The organism is Pseudomonas sp. C9, assembly GCF_002000165.1.
Taxonomy (GTDB): Bacteria; Pseudomonadota; Gammaproteobacteria; order Pseudomonadales; family Pseudomonadaceae; genus Aquipseudomonas.
The window spans coordinates 1,396,037-1,422,989 of sequence record NZ_MPAK01000001.1; the positions used below are offsets into that span (position 1 = coordinate 1,396,037).

Genomic DNA, 26,953 nt, shown 5'->3' on the forward strand with positions numbered 1-26,953 from the left:
CCGACGAGGTCAGCCGAGAAATAGCTCAACGTTTTAATGCGGGTGACGGAGAATTGACGGCGCTCTCTCGTACCGGCGACTTGACCGCTGACGGTGCAGTTTGTGTGCCAGCACGCTTCAACGCGGCGTCCGGTTGCGCATGAGCGGTTCCGGTGCCGGTGAGGCTGCGACGTACATCGAGATTGCGCGAAACCACCAGCACCACACGACGGTTGCGTGCCCGGCCTTCGGCGGTGGCATTGTTGGCCACGGGCTGAAACTCGCCATAACCCACGGAGGCCATTCGGCTCGGGTTCACACCCTGCATCGCCAGAATGCGCACAATGCTCGCCGAGCGGGCCGAGGACAGTTCCCAGTTAGTGGGGTACTGCGCGGTGCGGATCGGTTGATCGTCGGTAAAGCCTTCGACGTGAATCGGGTTGTCGAACGGCTTCAGAATCCCGGCCACCTTGTCGATGATATTGAACGCGTTGTCGCTGGGCATGGCATCGCCGCTGCCGAACAACAGGCTGGAATTGAGTTCGATCTCGACCCACAACTCGTTGCCACGCACGGTCATCTGATTGGAGCTGATCAGGTCGCCGAACGCCGCGCTGATGTCGTCTGCAATGCTTTTGAGCGGGTCGTTGGAACCGGCAACACCGGCATCGACCTGCTCGCTGTCTTTCACCAACGGCTTGGCCGGCGTCACTGTCATCGGTCGCTCTTCACCCACCGGGATCGGTTTGAGAGAGCGATCGGCATCGGTGAAGACCCCGATCAGCGCTTGCGAAATGATTTTGTACTTGCCTTCGTTGATCGACGAGATCGAGTACATCACCACGAAGAATGCGAAGAGCAAGGTAATGAAGTCGGCATAGGAAACGAGCCAACGTTCATGGTTTACATGTTCTTCAGGTTGCCTGCGACGAGCCATAGTCCATCACTCCCTCAATCCATGAAGCCCTGAAGCTTCAACTCAATAGAGCGAGGGTTTTCACCTTCGGCGATCGACAAGATCCCTTCCAGCAACATTTCGCGGTAACGCGATTGGCGCAATGCAACGGATTTGAGCTTGGACGCAATCGGCAGCAACACCAGGTTGGCACTGGCCACGCCGTAGATGGTGGCGACGAAGGCCACGGCAATGCCGCTGCCCAGTTGCGTCGGGTCAGCGAGGTTGCCCATGACATGGATCAGGCCCATCACCGCACCGATAATCCCGATGGTCGGCGCGTAGCCGCCCATGCTTTCAAAGACTTTGGCGGCCTCGATATCGCGGCTTTCCTGGGTGTAGAAATCCACTTCCAGAATGCTGCGAATCGCTTCCGGCTCCGCACCGTCGACCAGCAACTGAAGGCCTTTGCGCGAGTAGCTGTCGGGTTCGGCATCGGCCACCCCTTCCAGGCCCAGCAATCCTTCCTTGCGCGCGGTCAGGCTCCAGTTCACGACTCGATCAATGCCACCGGCCAGATCAACGCGAGGTGGAAACAGAATCCAGCCAACAATTTGCATGGCGCGCTTGAAGGCGCTCATCGGCGACTGCAACAAGGCTGCGCCAATGGTCCCACCGAGAACGATCAGCGCCGCCGGGCCGTTGGCCAGCGCGCCAAGGTGGCCACCTTCAAGGTAGTTGCCGCCAATAATGGCGACGAACGCCATGATGATGCCGATAAGGCTTAAAACATCCATCAGATACACGCCTCGACCAAGTGCTTGCCAATATCTTCCAGCCCATAGATCGCATCCGCGAGATCGGCTTTGACGATGGCCATCGGCATGCCGTAGATCACGCAACTGGCTTCATCCTGAGCCCAGATCGCGCTACCGCTCTGTTTGAGCAGGCGAGCACCTTCACGACCGTCGGCGCCCATGCCGGTGAGTACGACCGCCAGAACTTTGTCGCCGTAGGACTTGGCTGCCGAACCGAAGGTGATGTCCACGCACGGTTTGTAATTGAGACGCTCGTCGCCCGGCAGGATTTTCACCGCGCCACGGCCGTCGATCATCATTTGCTTGCCACCCGGTGCCAGCAACGCCAGGCCCGGACGCAGGATGTCGCCATCCTCGGCTTCCTTGACGCTGATGCGGCAGAGCTTGTCCAGACGCTCGGCGAAGGCCTTAGTGAAGGCTGCCGGCATGTGCTGGACCAACACGATCGGTGCCGGGAAGTTGGCCGGCAACTGAGTCAAGACTCGTTGCAGCGCAACCGGACCGCCCGTGGACGTGCCGATGGCAACCAGTTTGTAGGCTTTGCGCTTGGGTGCAGGCGACGATGGGCCGGGGGACGCAGGGGCATGATGCGTACGTGTCGGGATCGGTGTCGGTACAGGGCGCGAAGGTGTGCTGCTGCCGTAACTGCTGACGCTCGAAGGCGCAGGCGTCGGGGCTGGCGCGGCAACCGGTGCCGGCGCGCTGTAGGCACTGGCGCGACGGTTACTGCGCGAAATGCTGAGAATCTTCTCGCACAGCAGTTGCTTGACCTTCTCCGGGTTACGGGAGATGTCTTCAAAATTCTTGGGCAGGAAATCGACGGCGCCGGCGTCCAGCGCATCAAGGGTGACCCGGGCGCCTTCGTGCGTCAGCGACGAGAACATCAACACCGGCGTCGGGCAGCGCTGCATGATGTGTCGCACGGCAGTGATGCCGTCCATCATGGGCATCTCATAGTCCATGGTGATCACGTCCGGCTTGAGGGCCAGGGCCTGATCGATCGCCTCTTTTCCGTTGGTCGCCGTACCGACGACCTGGATATTCGAATCCGCTGAAAGAATTTCCGAGACGCGGCGGCGGAAAAACCCCGAATCGTCCACCACCAGGACTTTAACTGCCATAAACACTCCGTTAGACGCAGCGGGGCCTCAGTCGCCCCGCTCCACCAGAATCAAATACGCCGTGTGGCGTAACGCTTGAGCATGCTCGGAACATCGAGAATCAGCGCAATACGGCCGTCACCGGTGATGGTGGCGCCCGACATGCCCGGGGTTCCCTGGAGCATTTTGCCCAATGGCTTGATGACCACTTCTTCCTGGCCCACCAGTTGATCGACGACAAAGCCGATCCGCTGCGTGCCCACCGAAAGGATCACCACATGGCCTTCGCGCTGCTCTTCGTGAGCGGCGGAGCTGACCAGCCAGCGCTTGAGGTAGAACAGTGGTAGCGCCTTGTCTCGCACGATCACCACTTCCTGGCCGTCCACCACGTTGGTGGTCGACAGGTCGAGGTGGAAGATCTCGTTGACGTTCACCAGCGGGAACGCAAACGCCTGGTTGCCGAGCATGACCATCAGCGTCGGCATGATCGCCAGGGTCAACGGCACCTTGATGACGATTTTCGAACCCTGGCCCTTGGTCGAGTAAATGTTGATCGAACCGTTGAGCTGGGAAATCTTGGTTTTCACCACGTCCATGCCCACGCCACGACCCGACACGTCGGAGATCTCGGTTTTGGTCGAGAACCCTGGCGCAAAAATCAGGTTGTAGCACTCGGTATCGCTCAAGCGATCGGCCGCATCCTTGTCCATCACACCGCGTTTAACCGCGATGGAACGCAGGACGTTCGGGTCCATGCCTTTGCCGTCATCGGAAATCGACAGCAGGATGTGGTCGCCTTCCTGTTCGGCAGCAAGGACCACCCGGCCGCCACGGGACTTGCCCGAAGCTTCGCGTTCTTCCGGCGACTCGATGCCGTGGTCGACCGCGTTGCGTACCAAGTGGACCAGCGGGTCGGCCAGGGCCTCGACGAGGTTCTTGTCGAGGTCGGTTTCTTCACCGACCAACTCCAGGTTGATCTCTTTCTTGAGCTGGCGAGCCAGGTCGCGAACCAGGCGCGGGAAGCGCCCGAAGACTTTCTTGATCGGTTGCATCCGGGTCTTCATGACCGCGGTTTGCAAGTCAGCCGTGACCACGTCGAGGTTCGACACAGCCTTGGACATGGCCTCGTCGGCACTGTTGGCACCCAGGCGAACCAGGCGGTTACGCACCAGCACCAATTCGCCCACCATGTTCATGATTTCGTCGAGGCGCGCGGTATCGACCCGCACGGTGGTCTCGGCTTCGCTGGCCGGTTTTTCCGGTGGCGGCGCGGCTGGAGCACGGACCGGGGCCGGTGCAGCAGCGGCGGCTGGTTTCGGTGTTTCAGCTTTCGGTTCAGGCGCCTTGGCGATCGGGGCCGGTGCGGCAGCCTTGGCGACGGGTGCCGCGACATTCGATACAGCAGAACCTGTGCCGACTTCGCTGAACTTGCCTTTACCGTGCAATTCGTCGAGCAGCGATTCGAACTCGTGATCGGAGATCAGATCGCCACCCGCCGCCGCTGCAGTTGGCGCAGCAGGAACTGGCACAGAAGCAATGGCCGACTCCAGCGCATCCACCGCAAAGTTGCCTTTGCCGTGCAACTGGTCGAGCAGTGCTTCAAATTCGTCGTCGGTAATGTCGGAGCTATCGCCTGCCGCTTTCGGGGCGGCTGGTGCAGCTGGCGCGGCGGCCACGGCATCGACAGCGAACTGGCCTTTACCGTGCAGTTGATCGAGCAAGGACTCGAACTCGGCATCGGTGATTTCGTCGCTCGCAGCGGCATCGCTGGAAGGCGTTGGTGCAGGTGCAGCCGCCGGAGCCTCAGCTTGAGCCTTGACGGCATTGAGCGAGTCCAGCAGTTGTTCGAATTCGTTATCGGTGATGTCGCCCGATTCGGCTTCAGCGGCAGGCGCTTCAAACACTTCAGCGACCGGTGCAGCTTCATCAGCCGTTTGCGGCTCGGCCAGTCGGGCCAGAGCTGCCAGCAATTCAGGTGTGGCAGCCGTGATCGGGCTGCGCTCGCGGACTTCGCTGAACATGCTGTTCACCGCGTCCAGCGCTTCGAGCACCACGTCCATCAGTTCTGAATCAACGCGACGCTCACCCTTGCGCAGGATGTCGAACACGTTCTCGGCGATATGGCAGCACTCCACCAGCTCGTTGAGCTGGAGGAAGCCGGCGCCCCCTTTTACAGTGTGAAAACCGCGAAAAATTGCATTGAGCAAGTCCGCATCATCCGGTCGGCTCTCAAGCTCGACCAGCTGTTCGGACAGTTGCTCTAGAATCTCGCCGGCCTCAACCAGGAAATCCTGAAGGATCTCTTCATCGGCGCCGAAGCTCATGTATGGGGTGCTCCTAACAGGTTTAAAAACCTAAAAAACCTAGAATGCTAAAACTCTAAAATCCCAGGCTGGATAGCAAATCGTCCACATCGTCCTGACCGGACACAACGTCTTCTCTTTTATCGGCATGAATCTGCGGACCTTCACCCTGAGAGAGATGTTTTTGCGGATCTTTTTCAGCCAGCATCGATTCACGGTCATGTTCGATACCCGCAAAGCGGTCTACCTGGCTGGCCATGAGTACGAGCTTGAGCAAATTGCTTTCAACTTCGGTGACCAATTGGGTCACACGCTTGATGACCTGACCGGTGAGGTCCTGGTAATCCTGAGCCAGCAGGATGTCGTTGAGGTTGCTCGACACCATGCGGTTGTCTTCGATACTGCGAGTCAGAAAACCGTCGACCCGACGGGCCAGTTCACGAAACTCTTCAGCCCCGACTTCACGACGCATGAACCGGCTCCAGTCGGTGCTCAACGCCTGGGCTTCATCGCTCAGGTTGTTGACCAGCGGCGTGGCGCTTTCCACCAGGTCCATGGTGCGGTTGGCCGCGGCCTCGGTGAGCTTGACCACATACCCCAGGCGCTCGGTGGCGTCCGTGATCTGTGACACTTCCTCGGCTTGCGGCATGTTCGGGTCAATCTGGAAGTTGACGATCGCGCTGTGCAGCTCGCGAGTGAGCTTGCCCACTTCCTGATACAGGCCGCGGTCACGGGTCTGATTGAGCTCATGGATCAGTTGCACAGCTTCGCCGAACCTGCCTTTTTCAAGGCTGGCGACCAGTTCGACGGCGTGTTTTTTCAGGGTCGATTCAAAATCGCCCAGTGAAGATTCTTTATGCTCCATAGCTCCCCCGTGGCGCAGTGGATCAACCGATGCGTTCGAAAATCTTCTCGATTTTTTCTTTCAACGCCTGGGCCGTGAAGGGTTTGACCACGTAGCCGTTTACACCGGCCTGGGCTGCTTCAATGATCTGCTCGCGCTTGGCTTCAGCGGTCACCATCAGCACCGGCAGGTGCTTGAGCTTTTCATCGGCGCGCACGTGACGCAGCAAGTCGATACCGGTCATGCCAGGCATGTTCCAGTCCGTTACCAGAAAGTCGATGCTCCCGCTGTTGAGAACCGGAATGGCAGTAGTGCCATCGTCGGCCTCGACCGTGTTGGTGAACCCAAGGTCACGCAACAGGTTTTTTATGATCCGCCGCATCGTTGAGAAGTCATCAACGATGAGGATTTTCATGTTCTTGTCCAATTCGACCTCCAAGCAGTCTTAAACGCGCCCAGCACCTGGACGCGCCATTTCAATCAATCCGGCAATGCATTCGATGACTGTCTGGAGCACAACAGATCGCAACCGGTGCCGTTCAAAACCGCACCAGCCACGTTCGCAGTGTCCCCACACTGCCTTCAGCGCGCTCGCCACTCCCCCAAACGCCCCCGCAAGCGGGCCGCGCACTGGCTGTGTAACTGGCTGACCCGCGATTCGCTGACCCCCAGGACCTCACCGATTTCCTTGAGATTCAACTCTTCGTCGTAGTACAGCGCCAACACCAGTCGCTCGCGCTCCGGCAAATTGGCAATCGCGTCCGCCAGCGCCGCCTGGAAGCGTTCATCTTCCAGATCGCGTGACGGTTCGAGATGAGCACTCGCGCCATCCTCGTGCAGCCCTTCGTGTTCGCCGTCTTGCAACAGATCGTCGAAACTGAATAGGCGGCTGCCCAAGGTGTCGTTCAAAATCCCGTAATAATCGTCGAGACTCAATTGGAGTTCGGCCGCAACCTCGTGATCTTTAGCGTCACGGCCGGTTTTAGCTTCAATAGAGCGAATTGCGTCACTGACCATGCGGGTATTTCGGTGGACCGAACGTGGCGCCCAGTCCCCCTTGCGCACTTCATCGAGCATTGCGCCGCGGATTCGTATGCCCGCGTACGTCTCGAAACTCGCGCCTTTGCTGGCGTCGTATTTGGTCGATACTTCCAGCAGGCCGATCATCCCGGCCTGAATCAAATCTTCAACCTGCACACTGGCTGGCAGACGCGCCAGCAAATGGTAAGCAATGCGTTTGACCAGTGGCGCGTAACGCTCGATCAGCTCGTACTGCGCGTCACGCGCCGACTTCTTGTAGAGGTTGTAGCCACTGGCTGTCATAGGACGGGTCCTGCGGTCTGTTGCACGAGGCGCTCGACGAAAAACTCCAGGTGCCCACGCGGGTTGGCAGGCAACGGCCAGGTATCGACCTTCTGAGCGATGGCCTTGAACGCCAGGGCGCACTTGGAACGCGGGAAGGCTTCGTACACGGCGCGCTGTTTCTGCACGGCCTTGCGCACGCTTTCGTCATAAGGCACCGCGCCGACGTATTGCAGGGCGACGTCGAGGAAGCGATCGGTGACTTTGGTCAACTTGGCGAACAGGTTGCGACCTTCTTGCGGGCTCTGGGCCATGTTGGCCAGGACACGGAAGCGGTTCATGCCGTAATCGCGGTTGAGCAATTTGATCAGCGCGTAGGCGTCAGTGATCGAGGTGGGCTCGTCGCAGACCACCAGCAATACTTCCTGGGCCGCGCGAACAAAGCTGACTACCGAGTCACCAATACCTGCAGCGGTGTCGATGACCAGTACGTCGAGGTTGTCGCCAATATCACTGAACGCCTGGATCAGGCCGGCGTGTTGCGCCGGGCTCAGGTGAACCATGCTCTGTGTACCGGACGCCGCCGGAACGATTCGAATACCGCCCGGCCCTTGCAACAGAACGTCGCGCAGCTCGCAGCGGCCTTCGATCACGTCGGCCAGGGTACGTTTGGGTGTCAGTCCCAGCAGGACGTCAACGTTCGCCAGGCCCAGGTCAGCGTCCAACAGCATGACGCGACGGCCGAGCTCAGCCAGGGCCAGCGACAAATTCACTGACACGTTAGTCTTGCCGACGCCACCCTTGCCGCCGGTCACCGCGATCACCTGTACGGGATGCATGCTGCCCATGTTATTTCTTTACCTTGTCTTGCATAGACGGAGGCCACATTACTGGCTGCGCGTTCGCAATTGGAACAATGCATGGCAGACCATCGATGTAGGTACAAAAACTGTTCATTACTACCTTAGCCAACCTGCTTGGTCGGGCTGTGGTAAATATCAGCGAACATGTCAGCCATGGCTTCTTCGCTGGGTTCTTCCTGCATTTGTACGCTGACGGCACGGCTGACCAGTTGATGACGACGCGGCAGATGCAAATCATCCGGAATCCGCGGACCGTCAGTCAGGTAGGCCACCGGTAACTCATGACTGATCGCCAGGCTTAACACCTCGCCCAGACTTGCCGTTTCATCCAGTTTAGTCAGGATGCAGCCAGCGAGCCCGCAGCGCTTGTAACTGTGATAAGCGGCTGTTAGAACCTGTTTCTGGCTGGTGGTTGCCAATACCAGATAATTTTTTGATTTGATGCCACGTCCGGCCAGGCTTTCAAGCTGCATGCGCAGTGCCGGATCGCTGGCCTGAAGGCCCGCGGTATCGATCAGCACTACGCGTTTGCGCAGCAGCGGCTCCAGTGCCTGAACCAGGGACTGGCCCGGGTCGACGTGGGTTACCGACACATTGAGGATACGCCCCAACGTCTTGAGCTGCTCCTGGGCACCGATGCGGAAGCTGTCCATGCTCACCAGCGCGATGTTCTGCGCGCCATACTTGAGCACGTAACGGGCCGCGAGCTTGGCCAGCGTGGTGGTCTTGCCCATGCCGGCAGGACCGACCATGGCAATCACACCGCCCTCTTCCAGTGGTTCGACTTCCGGCGTGGCAATCATCCGCGCCAGGTGCGCCAGCAACATGCGCCAGGCCTGACGGGGCTCATCGATGTCGGGAACCATCGCCAGCAAATCGCGGGACAACGGGCCGGACAAGCCGATGCGTTGCAGGCGACGCCACAGATTGGCCTGGGCCGGACGGCTGCCTTGCAGTTGATTCCAGGCCAGCGAGCCGAGCTGCACTTCCATCAGTTCGCGCAGGCTGTTGAGTTCGAAACGCATCGAGTCGAACGCACGCGGATCCACGCCGCCCGCGGCAGGTGCCGGTGCTGGCGCAGCGCGACGCGGCTCGGCGTAGGTCGGCTCGATCAGCGGCTCGGCGGCGGTCAGCGGCAGACCGGCGAACAGCTGGCGATTGGTGGTCTTGTCGCCGTCAGTTTCGCCATCGCCACGCAGGCTCAGTTCGGCCTGGGCGGTGACGATCCGCGACTGGGTCTTGCGCAGCTCATCCTCGAGTTCCATGTTCGGAACACGCGGGGCCAGCGCCGACAACTTGTAATCCAGGGCAGCCGTCAGCTCGACACCACCGGCGATCCGGCGATTGCCAATAATGGCCGCATCGGCGCCCAGCTCATCACGAACCAGTTTCATGGCCTGACGCATATCGGCGGCGAAAAAACGCTTAACTTGCATAAACCACTACCTCAGCCGTTGGGCCCTACTGTCGCAACGATGGTCACTTGCTTGTTGTCAGGGATTTCCTGATAAGCCAACACATGCAAACCCGGGACTGCCAGTCGGCCAAATCGCGACAACATTGCGCGAACCGGACCGGCCACCAGCAGAATCACCGGTTGACCTTGCATTTCCTGACGCTGCGCCGCATCGATCAACGAGCGCTGCAGCTTCTCTGCCATGCTTGGCTCCAGCAGAACACCCTCTTCCGAGCCTTGTCCTGCCTTCTGAAGACTATTGAGCAATATCTGTTCCAACCTTGGCTCCAGAGTGATCACTGGTAGCTCGGAGTCAGTGCCTACAATGCTTTGCACGATTGCGCGCGATACGCCGACGCGCACTGCGGCCACCAATGCGGCAGTATCTTGACTCTTGGCCGCATTGTTGGCGATCGCTTCGGCGATGCTGCGAATATCGCGCACGGGCACCTGTTCGGCCAGCAGCGCTTGCAACACTTTGAGCAGCTGCGACAGCGAAACCACGCCCGGCACCAATTCCTCGGCCAGTTTAGGCGAGCTTTTGGCCAGCAACTGCATCAGTTGCTGGACTTCTTCGTGACCGATCAGTTCGCTGGAGTGCTTGTACAGAATCTGGTTCAAGTGGGTTGCCACGACCGTACTGGCATCGACCACGGTGTACCCGAGCGATTGCGCCTGGGCCCGCTGGCTGATTTCGATCCAGACCGCCTCCAGGCCAAATGCCGGATCTTTGGCAGTTATGCCATTAAGCGTACCGTAAACCTGCCCCGGGTTGATCGCCAGTTCGCGATCCGGATAAATCTCCGCCTCGGCCAGGATCACCCCCATCAACGTCAGGCGATAGGCACTCGGCGCCAGATCGAGGTTGTCACGGATATGCACGGTCGGCATCAGGAAGCCCAGATCCTGGGACAGCTTCTTGCGTACGCCCTTGATCCGCGCCAGCAACTGACCACCCTGATTGCGGTCCACCAGCGGGATCAAGCGGTAGCCGACTTCAAGGCCAATCATGTCGATTGGGGTGACGTCATCCCAGCCAAGCTCTTTGGTTTCCATGGCGCGGGCCGGCGAAGGCAGCAGTTCCTGCTGACGCTTGACCTCTTGCAGCGCCTGAACCTTGACCACGTTCTGTTTTTTCCAGAACAGGTAGGCACCACCGGCGGCGACGGCGGCCATGCTCAAGAACGAGAAGTGCGGCATGCCGGGCACCAGGCCCATCACTGCCATCAAGCCAGCGGCCACCGCCAACGCTTTGGGCGAGGCGAACATCTGGCGGTTGATTTGCTTGCCCATGTCTTCCGAACCGGAAGCACGGGTCACCATGATCGCCGCAGCGGTGGACAACAGCAGTGATGGCAATTGCGCCACCAAACCGTCACCGATGGTCAGCAGCGCGTAAACCTTGCCTGCGTCGGCAAATGACATGTTGTGCTGGAAGATACCAACCGCCATGCCGCCGATCAGGTTGATGAACAGAATCAGCAGGCCGGCGATGGCGTCACCGCGCACGAACTTACTGGCACCGTCCATGGAACCGTAGAACTCGGCCTCCTGAGCGACTTCCATCCGGCGCAGCTTGGCCTGGTTCTGATCGATCAGGCCGGCATTGAGGTCGGCGTCGATCGCCATTTGTTTGCCGGGCATCGCATCGAGGGTGAATCGCGCACTCACCTCGGAAATCCGCCCGGCGCCCTTGGTCACCACGACGAAGTTGATAATCATCAAAATCGCGAACACTACGATACCGACCACGTAGTTACCGCCGATCACCACCTCACCGAAGGCTTGGATCACCTTACCGGCGGCAGCATGACCGTCCTGGCCGTGGAGCATCACCACTCGCGTCGAGGCCACGTTCAGCGCCAGCCGCAACAGCGTCGCCACCAGCAGAATGGTCGGGAACACCGCAAAATCCAGCGGCCGCAAGGCGTAGACGCAGACCAGCAACACGACGATGGACAGCGCAATGTTGAACGTGAAGAACACGTCCAGCAGGAACGGCGGCACCGGCAGCATCATCATGGCCAGCATGACCAGCAGCAGCAACGGCACGCCCAGATTGCCCCGACTTAAGTCGGCAACGTTTGTGCGGGCACTGTTGAGTAACTGAGAGCGATCCACCGGTTTTCCCCGTTCCTTTAAAGCAAACTTTTGACGCCTGAAGCAGGCGCAGGGCGGCTACTGCAAGAAGCCTTCCAACTTTTGCAAAGGTCGTAAATAGAGGGGTTTATTAGGGTTTGTAGCAGCTGCCGAGCCTGCGAGGCTGCGTCCGAGGACGGAGTCCTCGCAAAGCCTTACGACTGCTTCGCCCGAGCGCGGACCGAGCCGGACGCAGCCTCGCAAGCTCGGCAGCTGCTACAGGCGTAGGGATCAGGAATCGCGGCGCAGATCCGGTGGAATCGGCAGATCATCCTTGAGCGGCTCCGGCGGCTTGCCCTTGCCCGCACGGTGCTGGCGGATCTGGTAGACGTAGGCCAGGACCTGAGCGACCGCCAGGTACAGCCCGCCGGGAATTTCCTGCTCAAGCTCGGTGGAGTGATAGATCGAACGCGCCAGGGCTGGCGATTCGAGCAGCAGCACTTCGTTGGCCACGGCGATTTCACGGATCTTCAAGGCCAGGAAATCAGTACCCTTGGCCAGCAGCACCGGCGCGCTGCCTTTGTCCGGGTCGTACTTGAGCGCGACGGCGTAGTGGGTCGGGTTGGTGATAACCACATCGGCCTCGGGAATGGCTGCCATCATCCGGCGCTGCGACATCTCGCGCTGCAACTGGCGAATGCGCTGCTTGACCTCCGGCCGCCCTTCCTGATCCTTGTGTTCGTCGCGCACCTCCTGCTTGGTCATCAGCAGTTTATTGTGGCTTTCCCACAACTGCACCGGCACGTCGACAGCGGCGATGATGATCAGCCCACAGGCCATCCACAACGTGCTCCAGCCGACGACTTGCAGACTGTGAATGATCGCCATCTCCAGCGGTTCGTGCGCGATACGCATCAGGTCGTCGATATCGGAAGACAACACCGCCAGCGCCACGAACAGCACGATCAAAAACTTCGCCAGCGCCTTGAGCAGCTCGACGATAGCCTTGGCCGAAAACATTCGCTTGAGGCCCGCACCGGGGTTCATTCGACTGAATTTCGGTGCCATCGAGCCTGCCGCAAATAACCAGCCACCCAGGGAAATCGGGCCAATCAAAGCAGCCAGCAACAAGGTGATCATCACGGGTTGAATCGCGACCAGGGCAATCTGCCCTGAATGCAGCAGGAAGGTCCCCATGTTGCGCTGATCCAGAATGACTTCCCGCGACAGCGTGAAGTTCATCCGCATCAATTCCATCATCTCCTGCGCCAGGGCACCGCCGAAAATCAGCAATCCGCCCGCGCCGGCGAGCATGATCGCCAGGGTATTGAGCTCCTTGGAGCGCGCAATTTCACCCTTGTCCCGGGAGTCCTTTTTGCGTTTCTCCGTGGGGTCTTCTGTTTTGTCCTGACCGCTTTCGCTCTCAGCCATGACTCAGCGCGCCCGTGCCAGTTCGCGTAAAAACTGCAAGGCCTCGCTGGCCAGCGGTTGATACTGATTGATGATGTCCGCCAGCCCGACCCAGACAATGAACAGCCCGAGCACCAGCGTCAGCGGGAAACCGATAGAGAAAATGTTGAGCTGCGGCGCAGCCCGGGTCATCACGCCAAACGCGATGTTGACCACCAGCAGCGCCGTAATCGCCGGCAGCACCAGCAACAACGCGGCACCGAGGACCCAGCCAAGCTTGCCGGCCAGCTCCCAGAAATGATTGACCATCAACCCGCTACCGACCGGCAGCGTGGTGAAGCTTTCCGAGAGAATTTCGAAGACCACCAGATGCCCGTTCATCGACAGGAACAGCAGCGTGACCAGCATGGTGAAGAACTGCCCGATCACCGCCACCGAAACGCCGTTGGTGGGGTCGACCATCGACGCGAAACCCATGCCCATTTGAATCGAGACGATCTGCCCGGCGATCACGAAGGCCTGGAAAAACAACTGCAAGGAGAAGCCCAGCACCGCGCCAATCAGGATCTGCTCGGCAATCAGCAGCAACCCGCTCAGGTCCAGCGCATTGACCGGCGGCATCGGTGGCAGGCCCGGTGCAATCACCACGGTGATTGCCAGCGCGAAGTACAAACGCACTCGCTTGGGCACCAGCGTCGTACCGAACACCGGCATGACCATCAGCAACGACCCGATGCGAAACAGCGGCAACATGAAAGTCGCCACCCAGGTACTGATCTGGATGTCGGTCAGCTGCAACAACGAGGGCATGGTTCAGCCAATGACCTGAGGAATACTGCCGTACAGCTGCAGGATGTATTCCATGAACGTCTGCACCAGCCACGGACCGGCAACGATCAGCGTCACCAGCATGACCAACAGGCGCGGCAGGAAGCTCAGGGTCTGTTCGTTGATCTGCGTCGCGGCCTGGAACATCGCCACCAACAGGCCGACCAGCAGGCTGGGAATCACCAGCACGGCAACCATCATGGTGGTCAGCCACAGCGCTTCGCGAAAGATGTCTACCGCGACTTCCGGCGTCATGGCGATACACCGCCGAAGCTGCTCGCCAACGTACCGATGATCAACGCCCAGCCATCCACCAGCACGAACAACATGATTTTGAACGGCAGGGAAATAATCAGCGGCGAGAGCATCATCATCCCCATCGCCATCAACACACTGGCCACGACCAAGTCGATGATCAGGAACGGAATGAAGATCATGAAGCCGATCTGGAACGCGGTTTTCAGCTCGGACGTGACAAACGCCGGCACCAGAATGGTCAGCGGCGCCTGATCCGGCGAGGCGATATCGGTACGCTTGGACAGGCGCATGAACAGTTCAAGATCACTGCTGCGCGTCTGGGCCAGCATGAAATCCTTGATTGGCACCTGGGCCCTGGTGACGGCGTCCTGAGCGGTGAGTTTTTCCGCCAGATACGGTTGCAAGGCGTCCCGGTTCACCCGATCAAAGACGGGCGCCATGATGAACATCGTCAGAAACAACGCCATGCCCGTGAGAATCTGGTTCGACGGTGTCTGTTGCAGGCCCAGGGCCTGACGCAGAATCGAGAAGACGATGATGATCCGGGTGAAACTGGTCATCAGCATGACGAACGCCGGGATGAAACTCAGCGCCGTCATGATCAGCAGGATTTGCAGGCTGACCGAATATTCCTGAGCGCCATTGGCGTTGGTGCCCAGGGTGATCGCCGGGATCGACAACGGATCGGCGGCGAACGCCAGCGGTGCAGCCAGCATCAGGGCCAGCGTCAAGACGATGCGTAACGCACCCATTACTTCTTATCCTTCTGATCCTTGCCGAGCATCTTCAACAGATGCTGGGCAAACTCGGGGGTCGCTTTCTCAGTCCCGCCCGGCACTTGCACCGGCTCCTTGAGCACATGCAGCGCAGTGATGGTGCCAGGGCTGAGGCCGAGCAGAATCTGTTCGTTACCGACTTGCACCAGCATCAAACGGTCGCGCGGGCCCAGCGCACGGGAACCGATCAACTCGATCACCTGCCCTTTACCGGCCGGCCCGGCCTGCTGGACCCGGCGCAGCAGCCAGGCGAGGAAGAAGATCAACCCCAGCACCAACAGCAAGCCGAACACCAACTGTGTCAATTGCCCGGCCACACCGCTGCTGACGGCGGGCGCTGCGGCCACCGTCGCGGTCGTTACCGGTTCGGCAGCCAGCACGCTGAACGGCAACGCCAGCGCGAATGCCAGCAAAGAACCCAGGACCTTTTTCACTTAGCGCAGCTTCTTGATGCGTTCGCTTGGGCTGATCACGTCGGTCAGGCGAATGCCGAACTTCTCGTTGACCACAACCACTTCGCCATGAGCGATCAATGTGCCGTTGACCAGCACGTCCAGCGGCTCGCCGGCCAGACGATCCAGCTCGATCACCGAACCCTGGTTGAGTTGCAGCAGGTTACGAATGTTGATGTCGGTGCTGCCCACTTCCATGGAAATCGATACCGGGATATCCAGGATCACGTCCAGGTTCGGACCTTCCAGGCTTACCGGATCGTTGCTTTTCGCCACGCCGCCGAACTCTTCCATCGGCACACGGTTGGACGACGAGCCAGCGGTATCGGCAGCCAGCAAGGCGTCGATATCGTCCTGACCGGCGTCACCGGTTTCTTCCAGGGCCGCAGCCCACTCATCAGCCAGCGCCTGGTCGTCCTGGGCGTTCATATCGTCGTTCATCATTTGTCCTCGGCGGGCAACTATTCAATCAAGAGCAGTCAATTAATAGGGAAGTGGAGCGCCGGTCAGCGGCGCTCGATCGGCTCGATCACTTGCAACGCGAGGTTGCCTTTGTGCGAGCCCATCTTGACCTTGAAGGCCGGCACGCCATTGGCGCGCATGATCATGTCTTCCGGCATCTCGACCGGGATAACGTCCCCCGGCTGCATGTGCAGGATGTCGCGCAAGCGCAACTGGCGACGGGCAACCGTGGCGCTGATCGGCACGTCGACATCCAGCACGTCCTGACGCAAGGCATTGACCCAGCGCTCGTCCTGATCGTCGAGGTCGGACTGGAAACCGGCGTCGAGCATTTCACGCACCGGCTCGATCATCGAGTACGGCATGGTGACGTGCAGGTCGCCGCCACCGCCATCGAGTTCGATGTGGAACGTGGACACCACTACCGCTTCGCTCGGGCCGACGATGTTGGCCATGGCCGGGTTCACTTCCGAGTTGATGTACTCGAAGTTCACTTCCATGATCGCCTGCCAGGCTTCCTTCAAATCGACGAAGGCCTGCTCCAGCACCATGCGCACCACACGCAGTTCGGTCGGGGTGAATTCACGCCCCTCGATCTTGGCGTGACGGCCGTCGCCACCGAAGAAGTTGTCCACCAGCTTGAACACCAGCTTGGCGTCGAGGATGAACAGCGCGGTACCGCGCAACGGCTTGATCTTGACCAGGTTGAGGCTGGTCGGTACGTACAGCGAGTGCACGTATTCGCCAAACTTCATGACCTGCACACCGCCGACGGCAACGTCCGCCGAGCGGCGCAGCATGTTGAACATGCTGATGCGGGTGTAACGGGCAAAACGCTCGTTGATCATTTCCAGGGTCGGCATGCGTCCGCGGACGATGCGATCCTGGCTGGTCAGGTCGTAGCTTTTGACGCTGCCGGGTTCAGCAACGTTATCGGTCTGTACCAGACCATCGTCGACGCCATGCAACAGCGCATCGATCTCATCCTGGGACAGCAGGTCCTGCACGGCCATGTCGTGTTCCTACTGCAGTACGAAATTAGTGAAAAGCAACTGTTCGATAACCACTTTGCCGAGCTCTTTCTGCGCCACTTCCTGCACGCTGGCCGTAGCCTTCTGGCGCAACATTTCCTGACCAACCGGCGTTGCCAGCGTGGCGAAATCCTGACCGGAGAACAGCATGACCAGGTTGTTGCGGATCACCGGCATGTGCACCTTGAGCGCTTCCAGGTCGGCCTGATTGCGCCCCTGCATGGTGATGCTCACCTGCATGTAGCGCTGACGGCCATTCTGGTTGTAGTTGGCCACGAAGGCCGGCGCCATGGGTTCGAAGATCGCGGGCTGCTTGCCAACCACTGCGGGTTCCGCGGCAACAGGCTTGCTCTGGGCGCTATTCATGAAGAACCAGGTCGCCCCCACGGACATGCCGATCGCCAGCAGCAAGGCCACCACGATCAAAATGATCAGCTTGATCTTGCCTTTGGTTGCGGGGTCTTTTACTGCTGCTTCGCTCTTCGCCATGCCAATAATCCGTCACTATTCGGGTTTTCACAGTCGCACGGCAAGGCAAGAGCAAGTGTTATGCCAGAAGTGTCGGAGGCAGTAGGGACCGGGAGCTTCAGCCACCCTAAACGACTGTGGGAGCGGGCTTGCGCGCGATAGCGGTGTGACAGTCAATGAAGATTTTGACTGTCAGACCCTCATCGCGGGCAAGCCCGCTCCCACAGGTTTTTGTTGCGTTTGATCAGGCGTAGTAGTCGACCGCGCTTGAGCCGATCACGCTGCTGGTTTCGGCGGCGGCTTCAGTGATGGAAGCCGAAAGCTCCTCATCCATCGAATCAACGCGACCGCCACTGGCGCTGGTGCGTCCACCCTGCCCCTGCTGAGCCTGCTCTTGACCCTGCCCCTGCCAGCCACGGGACTGATCGGACACGTTGACGTCGACCTGCCCCATGCCCTGTTGCGAGAACATGTCACGCAGGCGATGCATTTGGCTGTCCAGCGCTTCGCGAACGCTTGGATGGGCGCTCATGAAGGTGACTTGGGTCTGCTGGTCCGGAACCATGTTCACCCGAATATCCAGGCGACCCAGTTCGGCCGGTTGCAACTGAATGTCCGCCGCCTTGAGATTGGCGCTGGAGAGGTACATGACCCGGTTGACCACTTCTTCGGTCCAGCCACTTTGATGCATGGCGATCGGCTGATTCACCGGCAACGCGTTGGCGGTCTTGGGTGTGGCTGCCTGAGTCAATGCCGCCAGACGGTTGGCGAAGTCGTCGACACGGGTATCGCTGCTGGCGGAGGTCAGGTCTTTCAGGCCATCGTCGATGAGACCGCTGAAGGCTTTCTCGCCGCCTTGGCTGGTGCTGTCTTTATCGACTTGCAGGTCGAGCATGCTCGCCATGCCGGCGGCAAAATTCTGCGCCGACGTCGGCTCGCTGTTGGCCTGGACTTGGGCCTGGGAAGCTTTTGGCTGGGCCTGGCTGGAAGCGGACACGTGACCACTTTGCTCCATGGCCAGACGCACGGCTGGCAGCGCATCAAGTGGATCGGCTTCAGGATCGAACCCGCTGTCAGCGAGAGGAGCGGCCACTTGCGCGGGAGCGGCAACGACGGCTGCAGCCACCGGCGCTTCAACTTTCGGCGCAACGCTCGCCACAACCGGTGCAGGTGCCGGCGTTACCGGCACAGTCACCAACGGCAGCACGGCTTGCATCAAGACAGGATCGAGGGCCGGATCGAGGGTCGGATCTGCCGGTGGAACATCGGCTACCGGCGTATCAATCGTCAGCAGTGGGTCATCGCTGGCCGTCGTGTCATCTGTCGGCGCCGGTTTATCGGCGGGCAAGGAATTGCCGCTATCGGCAACCGCAGGTTCCACGACGGCAGCCGTATCGGTGCTGGCGCCAGGCTTGGCGGCGTCTTGCGGCGCATTGTCAGTCGTCGGCTTGGCCGATTTATCAGCGACCACAACAGGCGTGTCCTGACCCTGTTTGGCGTAAACCTCAGCAAAGCTGGACGCCTTGTCCCCTGGCTCGGCAGCCACCGCCGGGGTATTGGCGGAAGCGGCGGGAGTCTTGGCCGCCGGGCTGGCCTGAAGAAGTGAATTGGGGGTAACGGGCATAAAACGGTCTCCGCTGCACTGGGATCGTAGGTACAGTTGATCGGTATACGTGCAAGTGTCGGGCCAGAATTGCCAGAATAATGTTTAAAACGTCGAGTGGCTGGATAGCCCAGCCAGAGAGCGTTGCTTTTCCGCCCCGTAAAGCACTCGGACGATGGCGAATTCAGCCTCAATTTTCTCCACCAGATTCCCAATGACTTCGGGGCTTTCTTGCTTGGCACGCCGTTCAAGGTCACCGCACAACTCAGCCAGGCGAACGGCGCCCATGTTGCTGCTGCTGCCCTTGAAGCTATGGGCGGTTTCCACGAGCTGCGCGGCATCGCCAGCCTTTTTCAGCAGAAGCAAACGCTCTTCTGAATCGCGAAGGAACGTATCCAGCAATTCGGGATAGTCTTGTTCCATGACCTCTTGCAACGCGCTCAGCACGTTTCGGTCCAGATGTTCGTCAGCCACTTGCTCACTCCTTGATCAAGAATGGGTGAATTATGCCAGAGCCTCCCAGAGAAACTCCACGCGCGCACTTCGACCATCGTCAGACCAGCTCGCGTTACGGCTCAACTGGCGGATAAGACTGATGCCACGACCCGACAGACGGATACCATCAAGCGGTCGCTCCAGCACCCGATCCACATCAAAACCGATACCGCTGTCCTCAACCCGAACAATCAGCCGACCGCCCTCGCCTTCGGGCACCACTTGCAAATGCACCCGCACATAGCCGTCCTGCAGTGCCTCCAGCCGCTCATTTCGCTGAAGATAATAGCGCGCGAACCCCGACGAATCACGCTTGAGGCTTGAATCCAGCCCCAGCACGCCGTGCTCCAGGGCATTGGAATACAGCTCGGCGAGCACGCTGTGAAGCGCGCCACTTTGAGCCCGCAGCCCATGAACCTCAAGCAACAACTGCAAGAGGTATGGCAGCGGGTTGAAACGCTTGAGGGTGGCCGCACGAAACTCGAAACTCACCGACCAGTCCAGCGGGCAGGACTGACCACTGTCGGAATACACCAGTGCCGGCGGGCTCAGTTGCGCCGCCTCCAGCAGACTGACCTCGACCATACTCACGTCATCACGGGCCTGGCCACCGAAATCGCGCAAGGCCTGTTCGATTTCCTCAAACAGCAGGTCAGGCTGACGATTGGCTGCAAACACCTGCTGCAACCGGTCCACGCCAAACAATTGTTCGTGGCTATCGCAGGTGTCGATGACCCCGTCGGACAGCAGAAACACGCGATCCCCGACCGCCATCGGAAACACTTCGGTGCGGTCATCGAAGGTTTGCGGACTCAGCACCCCCAGCGGCAGGTGGCGCGCTTTCAATGGCTTGCGCTCCCCCGTGGCGATGGCATGCAGGTAGCCGTCCGGCATTCCGCCATTCCAGACCTCCACCGAGCGGCGCTGAAAACTCAAACACAGCAGCGTTGCGCAACAGAACATGTCCACCGGCAGAATGCGTTTAAGCTTGGCGTTCATTTCACGCAGGGTTTCGGCCAGCCCGTAGCCCTTGGCGGTCATGCCGTAGAACACTTCCGCCAGCGGCATGGCGCCCACGGCCGCCGGCAAGCCATGGCCGGTGAAATCCCCCAGCAGCACGTGCATGTCGCCGGCCGGGGTGAAGGCCGCTAACAGCAGATCACCGTTGAACAGCGCATAGGGTGATTGCAGGTAGCGGATGTTCGGCGCATTCAGACAGCCCGAATGCGCCACTTTGTCGAACACCGCCTTCGCCACCCGCTGCTCATTGAGCAAATAATCGTGATGTTTGGCGATCAGGTCGCGCTGTTGCAGCACCGTCGCCTGCAAGCGGCGCAAGCGATCCATCGCGTTGATCTTGGCGGCGAGAATGACCGGGTTGTAGGGCTTTGCCAAAAAGTCGTCACCGCCGGCCTCCAGGCATCGGGCCAAGGCTTCACTTTCGGTGAGCGACGTCAGAAAGATGATCGGCACCAGGGTTTCCCCGGCCAACAGTTTGATCTGGCGCGCCGCCTCGAAACCGTCCATCACCGGCATCATGGCGTCCATCAAGACCAGTTGCGGTCGCTGTTCACGAAATGCATCGACCGCTTCGGCGCCATTGGCAGCCGTCAGCACCTCATGGCCCTGGCGACGGACGATAGTCGACAGCAGCATGCGATCGGCCGCGCTGTCTTCGGCGATGAGGATCGTCAGGGGGGCGAGCGATGGAGACATAGCGGTCACGCTACGTCGAAAATCTGTTCAAAGTTGGAGATGGCGAGAATTTTTCGCACATCGGAATTCGCGTTGGTCAACTTGATTTCCGCATTCTCGCCGCCAGCGTGATCTCGCAACAGCAACAGCATGCCGAGCGCCGAACTGTCGAGATAGGTGGCGTCCTTCAGATTGACTTCGAAGGATTCAGGTTTTGGCTGAAGATTTTCGTAAGACTCACGAAACTCCTGATGCTTGGCGAAATCGAATCGTCCCTTGATCGAAATCGTCAGTTTTTGCCCATCTTTGGACACTTCTGAGATGACTGACATTTAACGGCTTCCTTGTCATGGGGTAGCGTGCTGTACAAGGTTTAGCACTTGGTAGAGAGGGGAGCAAGGCGCAGCGATTGTTCAATACGGATTCTGACGCGGCAAGCGCTGGGACAGCTCATCCAGCAATCTCTGCTCGCGCTTGTCCTCCAACTGCCGCGCCTCGTCCATGTAACGTTGTACAAGTTTGCGCAAGCCTTCAACCCGCGCGAACGCCTGCTGCCAGGAATCGCGCGCTTTGCTCAGGTTGTTTTGATGCCAGTTCAGGCTCTGTCGCTGCTGATCGATGGCCGTACCGAGTTGCGCCAGAAAGCCCTGATAGCCCAGCAGCCATTGGCCAGAAACGCCACTGCTGCCGCGCACGATCCATTGTTCCTGGTATTCAAGGCGGAAGGCTTCGAGGTCGGCGAGTTTGCTTTCCGCCACGCGAACCTGACCCTGAAAGTGCCCGAGGCGCATGACGGCGGTTTTCTCGGCCTTTTCGGCCATTTCCACCACCGGCGCCAGGCGCGCGGCTCGACTCAGGGCCATGGTCGGTTAGCCGCCCGCTGCCGGGGCAAAGACGGAGGCGAGATGGTTGACGCTGGCGCCCATGCCAATGTTGTCGTTCAACCCCTGACGCAGGTAAGTGACCATGGCCGGCTGGAGGGAGATCGCGGTGTCGGTTTCACGATCGCCGCCCGGCACATAGGCGCCGACGCTGATCAGATCGCGACTCTGCTGATAGCGTGACCAGTATTGCTTGAACATTTGCGCACGGGTCATGTGTTCCGGGCTGACCACGGACGGCATGACCCGGCTGATGGACGCCTCGATATCGATGGCCGGGTAATGCCCTTCCTCGGCCAGGCGCCGGGACAACACGATGTGCCCGTCGAGCACGCCTCGCGCGGCATCGGCAATCGGGTCCTGCTGGTCATCGCCTTCGGACAACACCGTGTAGAACGCGGTGATCGAACCTCCGCCCTTCTCGGCGTTACCGGCCCGCTCCACCAGTTTTGGCAACTTGGCGAACACGGACGGCGGATACCCCTTGGTGGCAGGTGGTTCGCCGATGGCCAGGGCGATTTCCCGCTGGGCCTGGGCAAAACGGGTCAGGGAGTCCATGAGCAGCAGGACGTTCTTGCCCTTGTCGCGGAAATATTCAGCGATGCGCGTGCAGTACATCGCTGCGCGCAGACGCATCAGCGGTGCATCGTCCGCAGGCGACGCCACCACCACGGAACGCTTGAGCCCTTCTTCACCGAGGATGTGCTCGATGAATTCCTTAACTTCGCGACCCCGCTCACCGATCAGCCCGACGACGATGATGTCGGCCTCGGTGAAGCGCGTCATCATGCCCAACAGCACCGACTTACCGACGCCGGTACCGGCGAACAACCCGAGCCGCTGGCCGCGACCGACCGTCAACAAACCGTTGATGGTACGAATGCCGACGTCCAGCGGTTCGCTGATCGGCTCGCGCTTGAGCGGGTTGATCGTGGGGCCGTCCATCGGCACCCAGTCTTCGGCTTTCATCCCGCCCTTGCCGTCGAGCGCGCGGCCGGCGCCATCAAGCACCCGCCCGAGCATGCTCATGCCCATCGGCAAGCGACCGGTATCGGCCAGGGGAACCACGCGGGCACCGGGCGCAATACCGGCAACGCTGCCGACCGGCATCAGGAAAACTTTGCTGCCGGAGAAGCCCATGACCTCGGCTTCGACCTGCACCGGGTGATACGTGTCGTCGTTGATGACCATGCAGCGGCTGCCCATGGCCGCCCGTAGCCCTTCGGCTTCGAGGGTCAGGCCGACCATGCGCAACAAACGGCCTTCCAGGATCGGCGCGCCGGCAAGCTCCGTGGCCTCGGCGTAACCGCCCAGGCGCTTGGCGAAGCTGGTGCGATCAAGGCGCATCGGGGTCGTCCAGTGTCGGCTCGGCAACAGGTTTTTCGTCGACCGGAACGTCCAGGCTCAGATCCGGCGCAGACGGGTGCAACGCCTGATCGTGCAGTTGATCGAGCAACTTGGCCATGACTTGGGCAACGCGGGTTTCGACGGTGGCATCGATGCGGCTGTGTTCAGTCTCGACGCGGCAACCGCCAGGCAACAGCGACTCGTCTTCGACGATGCGCCAGGTTTCTTCATGGCGTTCGCGCAGAGCTTTGACTTGTTCGAAGTCTTGCGGGTTGATGTACAAGCGCACGTTACCCACGCCCAATGGCAGGAGCTTGAGCGCTTCACGCATGACGTGTTCGATCTGTGTCGAATCGATGGCCAATTCGCGCTGGATCACCTGTTTGGTGATGTGCTGCACGAGGTCGACCAGCGATTTTTCAATCTGGGTGTCCTGCTCGGCGATGGGCTCGAACAGGTTGACCATCAGTTGCTCCAGCCCGGCGATTTTCGGCGCCAGGGCCGCTTCGGCTTCCTGACGGACCTTGAGCGTGGTGCTGTGGAAACCTTCTTTCTCGCCAACGGCGAAGCCTTCGTTGTAGGCCTCCTGGCGAATGGCTTCGAGCTCTTCGAGGGTCAGTGGCTGGACTTCTTCCAGCGGCACTTCTTCCATCTCCGGTGGCTCGGGCTCAGGTTCTGGCTCGGGCTCCGGGACGAAAGGGTCGAAACTGGGCAGCGCCCAGACGTCGAAACCGGCAACGTGCTTACCGCGAATCAGGTCGGTCTGGGACTCATCATGTTTGGACGACATAGTGACCTTAGATCATCTCTTCGCCGCCCTTCCCGCCGAGAACGATTTCTCCGGCTTCGGCCATACGGCGGGCAATGGTGAGGATTTCTTTCTGCGCGGTTTCCACGTCGCTGACGCGCACCGGGCCTTTGGCCTCGAGGTCGTCGCGCAACAGTTCGGCCGCCCGTTTGGACATGTTCTTGAAGATCTTTTCCTTGACGCCTTCGTCCGAACCCTTGAGGGCCAGCACCAGCACGTCGGAGGACACTTCGCGCAGCAACGCCTGAATGCCGCGGTCGTCGACATCGGACAGGTTGTTGAACACGAACATGAGGTCTTCGATCTGACCGGACAGGTCTTCGTCGACTTCGCGGATCGAGTCCATCAGCTGACCTTCGATCGAGCTGTCGAGGAAGTTCATGATGTCGGCCGCGCGCTTGATACCACCCAGGGTGGTGCGCGAGGCATTCGAGTTGCCGGAGAACTGCTTCTCGAGAATCTGGTTGAGTTCCTTCAGGGCCGCCGGCTGCACAGTGTTCAGCGAGGAGACTCGCAGAATGATGTCCAGTCGTACCTTGTGGTCGAAGTTACCCAGCACTTCGCCAGCCTGATCCGGGTCGAGATACGCCACCACGATCGCCTGGATCTGCGGGTGCTCGTAACGGATCACGTCGGCGACGGCGCGCGGTTCCATCCACTTCAGGCTGTCGAGGCCACTGGTGTTGCCACCCAGCAGGATGCGATCGATCAGGCCGTTGGCCTTGTCTTCGCCCAGTGCCTGGGTGAGCATTTTGCGCACGTAGTCGTCGGAGCCGACGCCCAGGCTGGTCTGGTCGCCGACGATGTCGACGAACTCGCTCATGACCTGTTCGACTTGCTCGCGGTGCACGTTGCCCATCTGGGCCATCGCCACACCCACACGCTGAACCTCTTTAGGCCCCATGTGGCGCAACACCTGGGCAGCATCGGTCGAACCGAGGGACAGCAGCAGAATCGCGGCTTTGTCGACCTTGGTCAGTTTGGCGGCAACGGCTCGGTTATCACTCATCTGCGTTAATCCACTCTTTCACGACCTGGGCCACGCGACCCGGGTCTTCTGCCACCAGACTCTTGATTGCATTCAACTGTGCGTCATAGCCTTCGCTCGGGCTCGGCAGCAGGATGCTTTGCGGGCCACCGAGGCTGACGCGATCGTTGGCCAGTTCGCCGTCCAGGCCGCCCATGCCACCGAGTTCTCCGTCGCTGCCCAAGCCAGCCAGTTGCTTGTCTTTGCCGCCACCGGTGATGTTGTTGAGCACCGGACGCAGTACGCCGAACACCAGCACGAGGATGAACAAGACACCCATCACTTGCTTGACGATGTCCCAGAACCACGGCTGCGAGTAGAACGGAATATCGGCAATCACTTCACCGCGTTCTGCGGAGAACGGCATGTTGATCACGCTGACGCTGTCGCCACGGCTGGCGTCGAAACCGACGGCGTCCTGCACCAGGCGAGTGAAGCGCGCCAATTCGTCGGCACTCCACGGCGCACGGGTGGTTTCGCCGTTGGCGGCATTGACCTTGACCTGATCGTCCACCACCACCGACACCGACAGGCGATTCAATCGACCCTGCTGTTGCTTGGTGTGACTGATGGAGCGGTCGAGCTCGAAGTTCTTGGTGGATTGTTGACGCTTGTCTGCCGGGTACGGCGCCAGCATTGGCTGACCGGTGGCAGGATCCATGATTTGCTGGCCGTTGGCATCGATCAACGGCTGGCCTGGCTGCACCATGCCGGCCGAGGCGGTCGTGCCACCAGTGGTTTGCGGTGCCGAGGCTGGCGACGGCGGCTGGTTGCTCAGGGCACCCGGCACACCTTGCGGGCCATTGCTGGCGGTGCGTTGTTCGTTGACCGACTGCTCGCTGCGCAGCGCCGGTTGATCCGGGTTGAACTGCTCGGAGGTCGACTCGACGGCACTGAAATCGACGTCGGCCGACACTTCGGCTTTATAGCGATCATTGCCCAGCACCGGCTGCAGGATGTTGTGCACGCGCTGGGTCAGCATGGTTTCCATGCGGCGGCTGTAATCGAATTGCTTGCCGGCCATCGTCAGTTCGGAGTTCTCCGCCTGATCCGACAGCAGGTTGCCTTTCTGGTCGACGACGGTGATCTGCGACTTGCTCAATTCGGGAACGGAGGTCGCCACCAGATTGATGATCGCGACGACTTGGCCCGGCTCCAGCGAACGACCGCTGTACAGTTCAACAAGAACCGAAGCGCTCGGCTTGCGTTCGTCACGCACGAACACCGAACTCTTCGGAATCGCCAGGTGCACGCGGGCACCCTTAACGTTGTTCAGGCTGGAAATGGTACGTGCCAGTTCGCCTTCGAGGCCGCGACGATAACGGGTCGCTTCCATGAACTGGCTGGTCCCGAGCCCCTGATCCTTGTCGAGGATTTCAAAGCCGATATTGCCATCACTGGGAGTGACACCAGCGGCCGCGAGCTTGAGGCGCGCACGGGACAGGTCATCGGCCTTGACCAGCAAGGCACCGGAATTGGGTTCAACGGTATAAGGAATATCGGCGGAGGCCAGGGTGTCCATGACCTGCTTGGCGTCCATACCGGCAAGGCTGCCGTACAGAGGCCGGTAGTCCGGCTGCTGAGACCACAGCACGACGGCAAAACCAATCGCCACGCTCGCAGCCAGGCCGACCAACAGGCCTACCTGACGCAACATGGTCATCTCGGAGAGGTTTTCCAGGAAGGACAACCCGAACAGCGGCGGTTTGCCGTCTATTGGAGTGACCTTGGCCGGAACGTTATCGGCGACTGCTTCTGCCATGACTCAATTCG

At 60.0% G+C, this 26,953-nt stretch carries 27 protein-coding genes; all 27 read right to left on the reverse strand.

Features of this window, described 5'->3' with window-relative positions; genetic code table 11:
* Nucleotides 1–25: 25 nt before the first annotated feature.
* Nucleotides 26–916 (reverse strand): flagellar motor protein MotD, encoded by an 891-nt coding sequence (gene motD / locus BMS17_RS06640; protein WP_046032847.1) that lies wholly within the window; start codon nucleotides 914–916, stop codon nucleotides 26–28.
* Nucleotides 917–930: 14 nt separating this feature from the next.
* Entirely contained in the window at nucleotides 931–1,671 is a 741-nt protein-coding gene (locus BMS17_RS06645; protein ID WP_046032846.1) for a flagellar motor protein, read from the reverse strand.
* A complete protein-coding gene (locus BMS17_RS06650; RefSeq protein ID WP_077430658.1) occupies nucleotides 1,671–2,813 on the reverse strand; it encodes a chemotaxis response regulator protein-glutamate methylesterase in 1,143 nt (380 codons plus the stop codon). Before BMS17_RS06650 ends, BMS17_RS06645 begins: the two co-directional genes overlap by 1 nt.
* A gap of 50 nt (nucleotides 2,814–2,863) precedes the next feature.
* Complete coding sequence (locus BMS17_RS06655) at nucleotides 2,864–5,116, reverse strand: chemotaxis protein CheA (protein ID WP_077430659.1); 2,253 nt, start codon at nucleotides 5,114–5,116, stop codon at nucleotides 2,864–2,866.
* A 55-nt stretch (nucleotides 5,117–5,171) separates the two neighbouring features.
* Nucleotides 5,172–5,960: a protein phosphatase CheZ gene (locus BMS17_RS06660; protein ID WP_046032843.1), complete on the reverse strand. Its 789-nt coding sequence runs from the start codon at nucleotides 5,958–5,960 to the stop codon at nucleotides 5,172–5,174.
* Between the two features lie 22 nt (nucleotides 5,961–5,982).
* Nucleotides 5,983–6,354 (reverse strand): chemotaxis response regulator CheY, encoded by a 372-nt coding sequence (locus BMS17_RS06665; RefSeq protein WP_003183998.1) that lies wholly within the window; start codon nucleotides 6,352–6,354, stop codon nucleotides 5,983–5,985.
* Between the two features lie 167 nt (nucleotides 6,355–6,521).
* Nucleotides 6,522–7,262: an RNA polymerase sigma factor FliA gene (gene fliA, locus BMS17_RS06670; RefSeq protein ID WP_007894214.1), complete on the reverse strand. Its 741-nt coding sequence runs from the start codon at nucleotides 7,260–7,262 to the stop codon at nucleotides 6,522–6,524.
* Nucleotides 7,259–8,089 (reverse strand): flagellar synthesis regulator FleN, encoded by an 831-nt coding sequence (fleN, locus tag BMS17_RS06675; RefSeq protein WP_003222917.1) that lies wholly within the window; start codon nucleotides 8,087–8,089, stop codon nucleotides 7,259–7,261. Before fleN ends, fliA begins: the two co-directional genes overlap by 4 nt.
* Before the next feature lie 116 nt (nucleotides 8,090–8,205).
* A complete protein-coding gene (flhF, locus tag BMS17_RS06680; RefSeq protein ID WP_046032842.1) occupies nucleotides 8,206–9,540 on the reverse strand; it encodes a flagellar biosynthesis protein FlhF in 1,335 nt (444 codons plus the stop codon).
* Between the two features lie 11 nt (nucleotides 9,541–9,551).
* The gene (gene flhA, locus BMS17_RS06685; protein ID WP_046032841.1) at nucleotides 9,552–11,681 is read right to left on the reverse strand and encodes a flagellar biosynthesis protein FlhA; all 2,130 of its coding nucleotides are present in this window, start codon (nucleotides 11,679–11,681) and stop codon (nucleotides 9,552–9,554) included.
* 249 nt (nucleotides 11,682–11,930) lie between these two features.
* Nucleotides 11,931–13,070 (reverse strand): flagellar biosynthesis protein FlhB, encoded by a 1,140-nt coding sequence (gene flhB, locus BMS17_RS06690; RefSeq protein WP_046032840.1) that lies wholly within the window; start codon nucleotides 13,068–13,070, stop codon nucleotides 11,931–11,933.
* 3 nt (nucleotides 13,071–13,073) lie between these two features.
* Complete coding sequence (gene fliR / locus BMS17_RS06695) at nucleotides 13,074–13,859, reverse strand: flagellar biosynthetic protein FliR (protein ID WP_046032839.1); 786 nt, start codon at nucleotides 13,857–13,859, stop codon at nucleotides 13,074–13,076.
* A gap of 3 nt (nucleotides 13,860–13,862) precedes the next feature.
* The gene (fliQ, locus tag BMS17_RS06700; protein WP_007948918.1) at nucleotides 13,863–14,132 is read right to left on the reverse strand and encodes a flagellar biosynthesis protein FliQ; all 270 of its coding nucleotides are present in this window, start codon (nucleotides 14,130–14,132) and stop codon (nucleotides 13,863–13,865) included.
* A complete protein-coding gene (gene fliP, locus BMS17_RS06705) occupies nucleotides 14,129–14,887 on the reverse strand; it encodes a flagellar type III secretion system pore protein FliP (protein ID WP_077430660.1) in 759 nt (252 codons plus the stop codon). The genes fliQ and fliP overlap by 4 nt, the downstream gene beginning before the upstream one ends.
* A complete protein-coding gene (fliO, locus tag BMS17_RS06710) occupies nucleotides 14,887–15,345 on the reverse strand; it encodes a flagellar biosynthetic protein FliO (protein ID WP_046032837.1) in 459 nt (152 codons plus the stop codon). The genes fliP and fliO overlap by 1 nt, the downstream gene beginning before the upstream one ends.
* The gene (fliN, locus tag BMS17_RS06715; protein WP_046032836.1) at nucleotides 15,346–15,804 is read right to left on the reverse strand and encodes a flagellar motor switch protein FliN; all 459 of its coding nucleotides are present in this window, start codon (nucleotides 15,802–15,804) and stop codon (nucleotides 15,346–15,348) included.
* A 65-nt stretch (nucleotides 15,805–15,869) separates the two neighbouring features.
* A complete protein-coding gene (gene fliM, locus BMS17_RS06720; protein WP_046032835.1) occupies nucleotides 15,870–16,838 on the reverse strand; it encodes a flagellar motor switch protein FliM in 969 nt (322 codons plus the stop codon).
* A 9-nt stretch (nucleotides 16,839–16,847) separates the two neighbouring features.
* The gene (gene fliL, locus BMS17_RS06725) at nucleotides 16,848–17,345 is read right to left on the reverse strand and encodes a flagellar basal body-associated protein FliL (RefSeq protein WP_046032834.1); all 498 of its coding nucleotides are present in this window, start codon (nucleotides 17,343–17,345) and stop codon (nucleotides 16,848–16,850) included.
* Between the two features lie 223 nt (nucleotides 17,346–17,568).
* Nucleotides 17,569–18,948 (reverse strand): flagellar hook-length control protein FliK, encoded by a 1,380-nt coding sequence (locus BMS17_RS06730; protein WP_077430661.1) that lies wholly within the window; start codon nucleotides 18,946–18,948, stop codon nucleotides 17,569–17,571.
* A gap of 84 nt (nucleotides 18,949–19,032) precedes the next feature.
* The gene (locus BMS17_RS06735) at nucleotides 19,033–19,401 is read right to left on the reverse strand and encodes an Hpt domain-containing protein (RefSeq protein WP_046032832.1); all 369 of its coding nucleotides are present in this window, start codon (nucleotides 19,399–19,401) and stop codon (nucleotides 19,033–19,035) included.
* A 30-nt stretch (nucleotides 19,402–19,431) separates the two neighbouring features.
* The gene (locus tag BMS17_RS06740) at nucleotides 19,432–21,138 is read right to left on the reverse strand and encodes a fused response regulator/phosphatase (protein WP_046032831.1); all 1,707 of its coding nucleotides are present in this window, start codon (nucleotides 21,136–21,138) and stop codon (nucleotides 19,432–19,434) included.
* 5 nt (nucleotides 21,139–21,143) lie between these two features.
* The gene (locus BMS17_RS06745; protein ID WP_046032830.1) at nucleotides 21,144–21,449 is read right to left on the reverse strand and encodes an STAS domain-containing protein; all 306 of its coding nucleotides are present in this window, start codon (nucleotides 21,447–21,449) and stop codon (nucleotides 21,144–21,146) included.
* 81 nt (nucleotides 21,450–21,530) lie between these two features.
* Nucleotides 21,531–21,980: a flagellar export protein FliJ gene (fliJ, locus tag BMS17_RS06750; protein ID WP_046032829.1), complete on the reverse strand. Its 450-nt coding sequence runs from the start codon at nucleotides 21,978–21,980 to the stop codon at nucleotides 21,531–21,533.
* Nucleotides 21,981–21,986: 6 nt separating this feature from the next.
* The gene (gene fliI / locus BMS17_RS06755; RefSeq protein WP_046032828.1) at nucleotides 21,987–23,345 is read right to left on the reverse strand and encodes a flagellar protein export ATPase FliI; all 1,359 of its coding nucleotides are present in this window, start codon (nucleotides 23,343–23,345) and stop codon (nucleotides 21,987–21,989) included.
* A complete protein-coding gene (gene fliH / locus BMS17_RS06760; protein ID WP_046032827.1) occupies nucleotides 23,335–24,135 on the reverse strand; it encodes a flagellar assembly protein FliH in 801 nt (266 codons plus the stop codon). The genes fliI and fliH overlap by 11 nt, the downstream gene beginning before the upstream one ends.
* A 7-nt stretch (nucleotides 24,136–24,142) precedes the next feature.
* A complete protein-coding gene (fliG, locus tag BMS17_RS06765) occupies nucleotides 24,143–25,162 on the reverse strand; it encodes a flagellar motor switch protein FliG (RefSeq protein WP_007894195.1) in 1,020 nt (339 codons plus the stop codon).
* A complete protein-coding gene (gene fliF, locus BMS17_RS06770; protein ID WP_046032826.1) occupies nucleotides 25,155–26,942 on the reverse strand; it encodes a flagellar basal-body MS-ring/collar protein FliF in 1,788 nt (595 codons plus the stop codon). Before fliF ends, fliG begins: the two co-directional genes overlap by 8 nt.
* Between the last annotated feature and the right edge of the window lie 11 nt (nucleotides 26,943–26,953).

What these genes read in the sequence shown, in the direction of transcription:
- fliH (WP_046032827.1), bottom strand. Translation starts at nt 24,135, where the DNA reads ATGTCGTCCAAACATGATGAGTCCCAGACCGACCTGATTCGCGGTAAG.
- BMS17_RS06660 (WP_046032843.1), bottom strand. Translation starts at nt 5,960, where the DNA reads ATGGAGCATAAAGAATCTTCACTGGGCGATTTTGAATCGACCCTGAAA.
- fliQ (WP_007948918.1), bottom strand. Translation starts at nt 14,132, where the DNA reads ATGACGCCGGAAGTCGCGGTAGACATCTTTCGCGAAGCGCTGTGGCTG.
- fliA (WP_007894214.1), bottom strand. Translation starts at nt 7,262, where the DNA reads ATGACAGCCAGTGGCTACAACCTCTACAAGAAGTCGGCGCGTGACGCG.
- BMS17_RS06745 (WP_046032830.1), bottom strand. Translation starts at nt 21,449, where the DNA reads ATGTCAGTCATCTCAGAAGTGTCCAAAGATGGGCAAAAACTGACGATT.
- fliL (WP_046032834.1), bottom strand. Translation starts at nt 17,345, where the DNA reads ATGGCGAAGAGCGAAGCAGCAGTAAAAGACCCCGCAACCAAAGGCAAG.
- fliN (WP_046032836.1), bottom strand. Translation starts at nt 15,804, where the DNA reads ATGAACGACGATATGAACGCCCAGGACGACCAGGCGCTGGCTGATGAG.
- fliP (WP_077430660.1), bottom strand. Translation starts at nt 14,887, where the DNA reads ATGGGTGCGTTACGCATCGTCTTGACGCTGGCCCTGATGCTGGCTGCA.
- flhF (WP_046032842.1), bottom strand. Translation starts at nt 9,540, where the DNA reads ATGCAAGTTAAGCGTTTTTTCGCCGCCGATATGCGTCAGGCCATGAAA.
- fliI (WP_046032828.1), bottom strand. Translation starts at nt 23,345, where the DNA reads ATGCGCCTTGATCGCACCAGCTTCGCCAAGCGCCTGGGCGGTTACGCC.
- fliG (WP_007894195.1), bottom strand. Translation starts at nt 25,162, where the DNA reads ATGAGTGATAACCGAGCCGTTGCCGCCAAACTGACCAAGGTCGACAAA.
- fliR (WP_046032839.1), bottom strand. Translation starts at nt 13,859, where the DNA reads ATGCCCTCGTTGTTGCAGCTGACCGACATCCAGATCAGTACCTGGGTG.
- BMS17_RS06730 (WP_077430661.1), bottom strand. Translation starts at nt 18,948, where the DNA reads ATGCCCGTTACCCCCAATTCACTTCTTCAGGCCAGCCCGGCGGCCAAG.
- BMS17_RS06645 (WP_046032846.1), bottom strand. Translation starts at nt 1,671, where the DNA reads ATGGATGTTTTAAGCCTTATCGGCATCATCATGGCGTTCGTCGCCATT.
- fleN (WP_003222917.1), bottom strand. Translation starts at nt 8,089, where the DNA reads ATGGGCAGCATGCATCCCGTACAGGTGATCGCGGTGACCGGCGGCAAG.
- fliM (WP_046032835.1), bottom strand. Translation starts at nt 16,838, where the DNA reads ATGGCCGTGCAGGACCTGCTGTCCCAGGATGAGATCGATGCGCTGTTG.
- fliJ (WP_046032829.1), bottom strand. Translation starts at nt 21,980, where the DNA reads ATGGCCCTGAGTCGAGCCGCGCGCCTGGCGCCGGTGGTGGAAATGGCC.
- motD (WP_046032847.1), bottom strand. Translation starts at nt 916, where the DNA reads ATGGCTCGTCGCAGGCAACCTGAAGAACATGTAAACCATGAACGTTGG.
- BMS17_RS06665 (WP_003183998.1), bottom strand. Translation starts at nt 6,354, where the DNA reads ATGAAAATCCTCATCGTTGATGACTTCTCAACGATGCGGCGGATCATA.
- BMS17_RS06655 (WP_077430659.1), bottom strand. Translation starts at nt 5,116, where the DNA reads ATGAGCTTCGGCGCCGATGAAGAGATCCTTCAGGATTTCCTGGTTGAG.
- BMS17_RS06740 (WP_046032831.1), bottom strand. Translation starts at nt 21,138, where the DNA reads ATGTCTCCATCGCTCGCCCCCCTGACGATCCTCATCGCCGAAGACAGC.
- fliF (WP_046032826.1), bottom strand. Translation starts at nt 26,942, where the DNA reads ATGGCAGAAGCAGTCGCCGATAACGTTCCGGCCAAGGTCACTCCAATA.
- flhB (WP_046032840.1), bottom strand. Translation starts at nt 13,070, where the DNA reads ATGGCTGAGAGCGAAAGCGGTCAGGACAAAACAGAAGACCCCACGGAG.
- BMS17_RS06650 (WP_077430658.1), bottom strand. Translation starts at nt 2,813, where the DNA reads ATGGCAGTTAAAGTCCTGGTGGTGGACGATTCGGGGTTTTTCCGCCGC.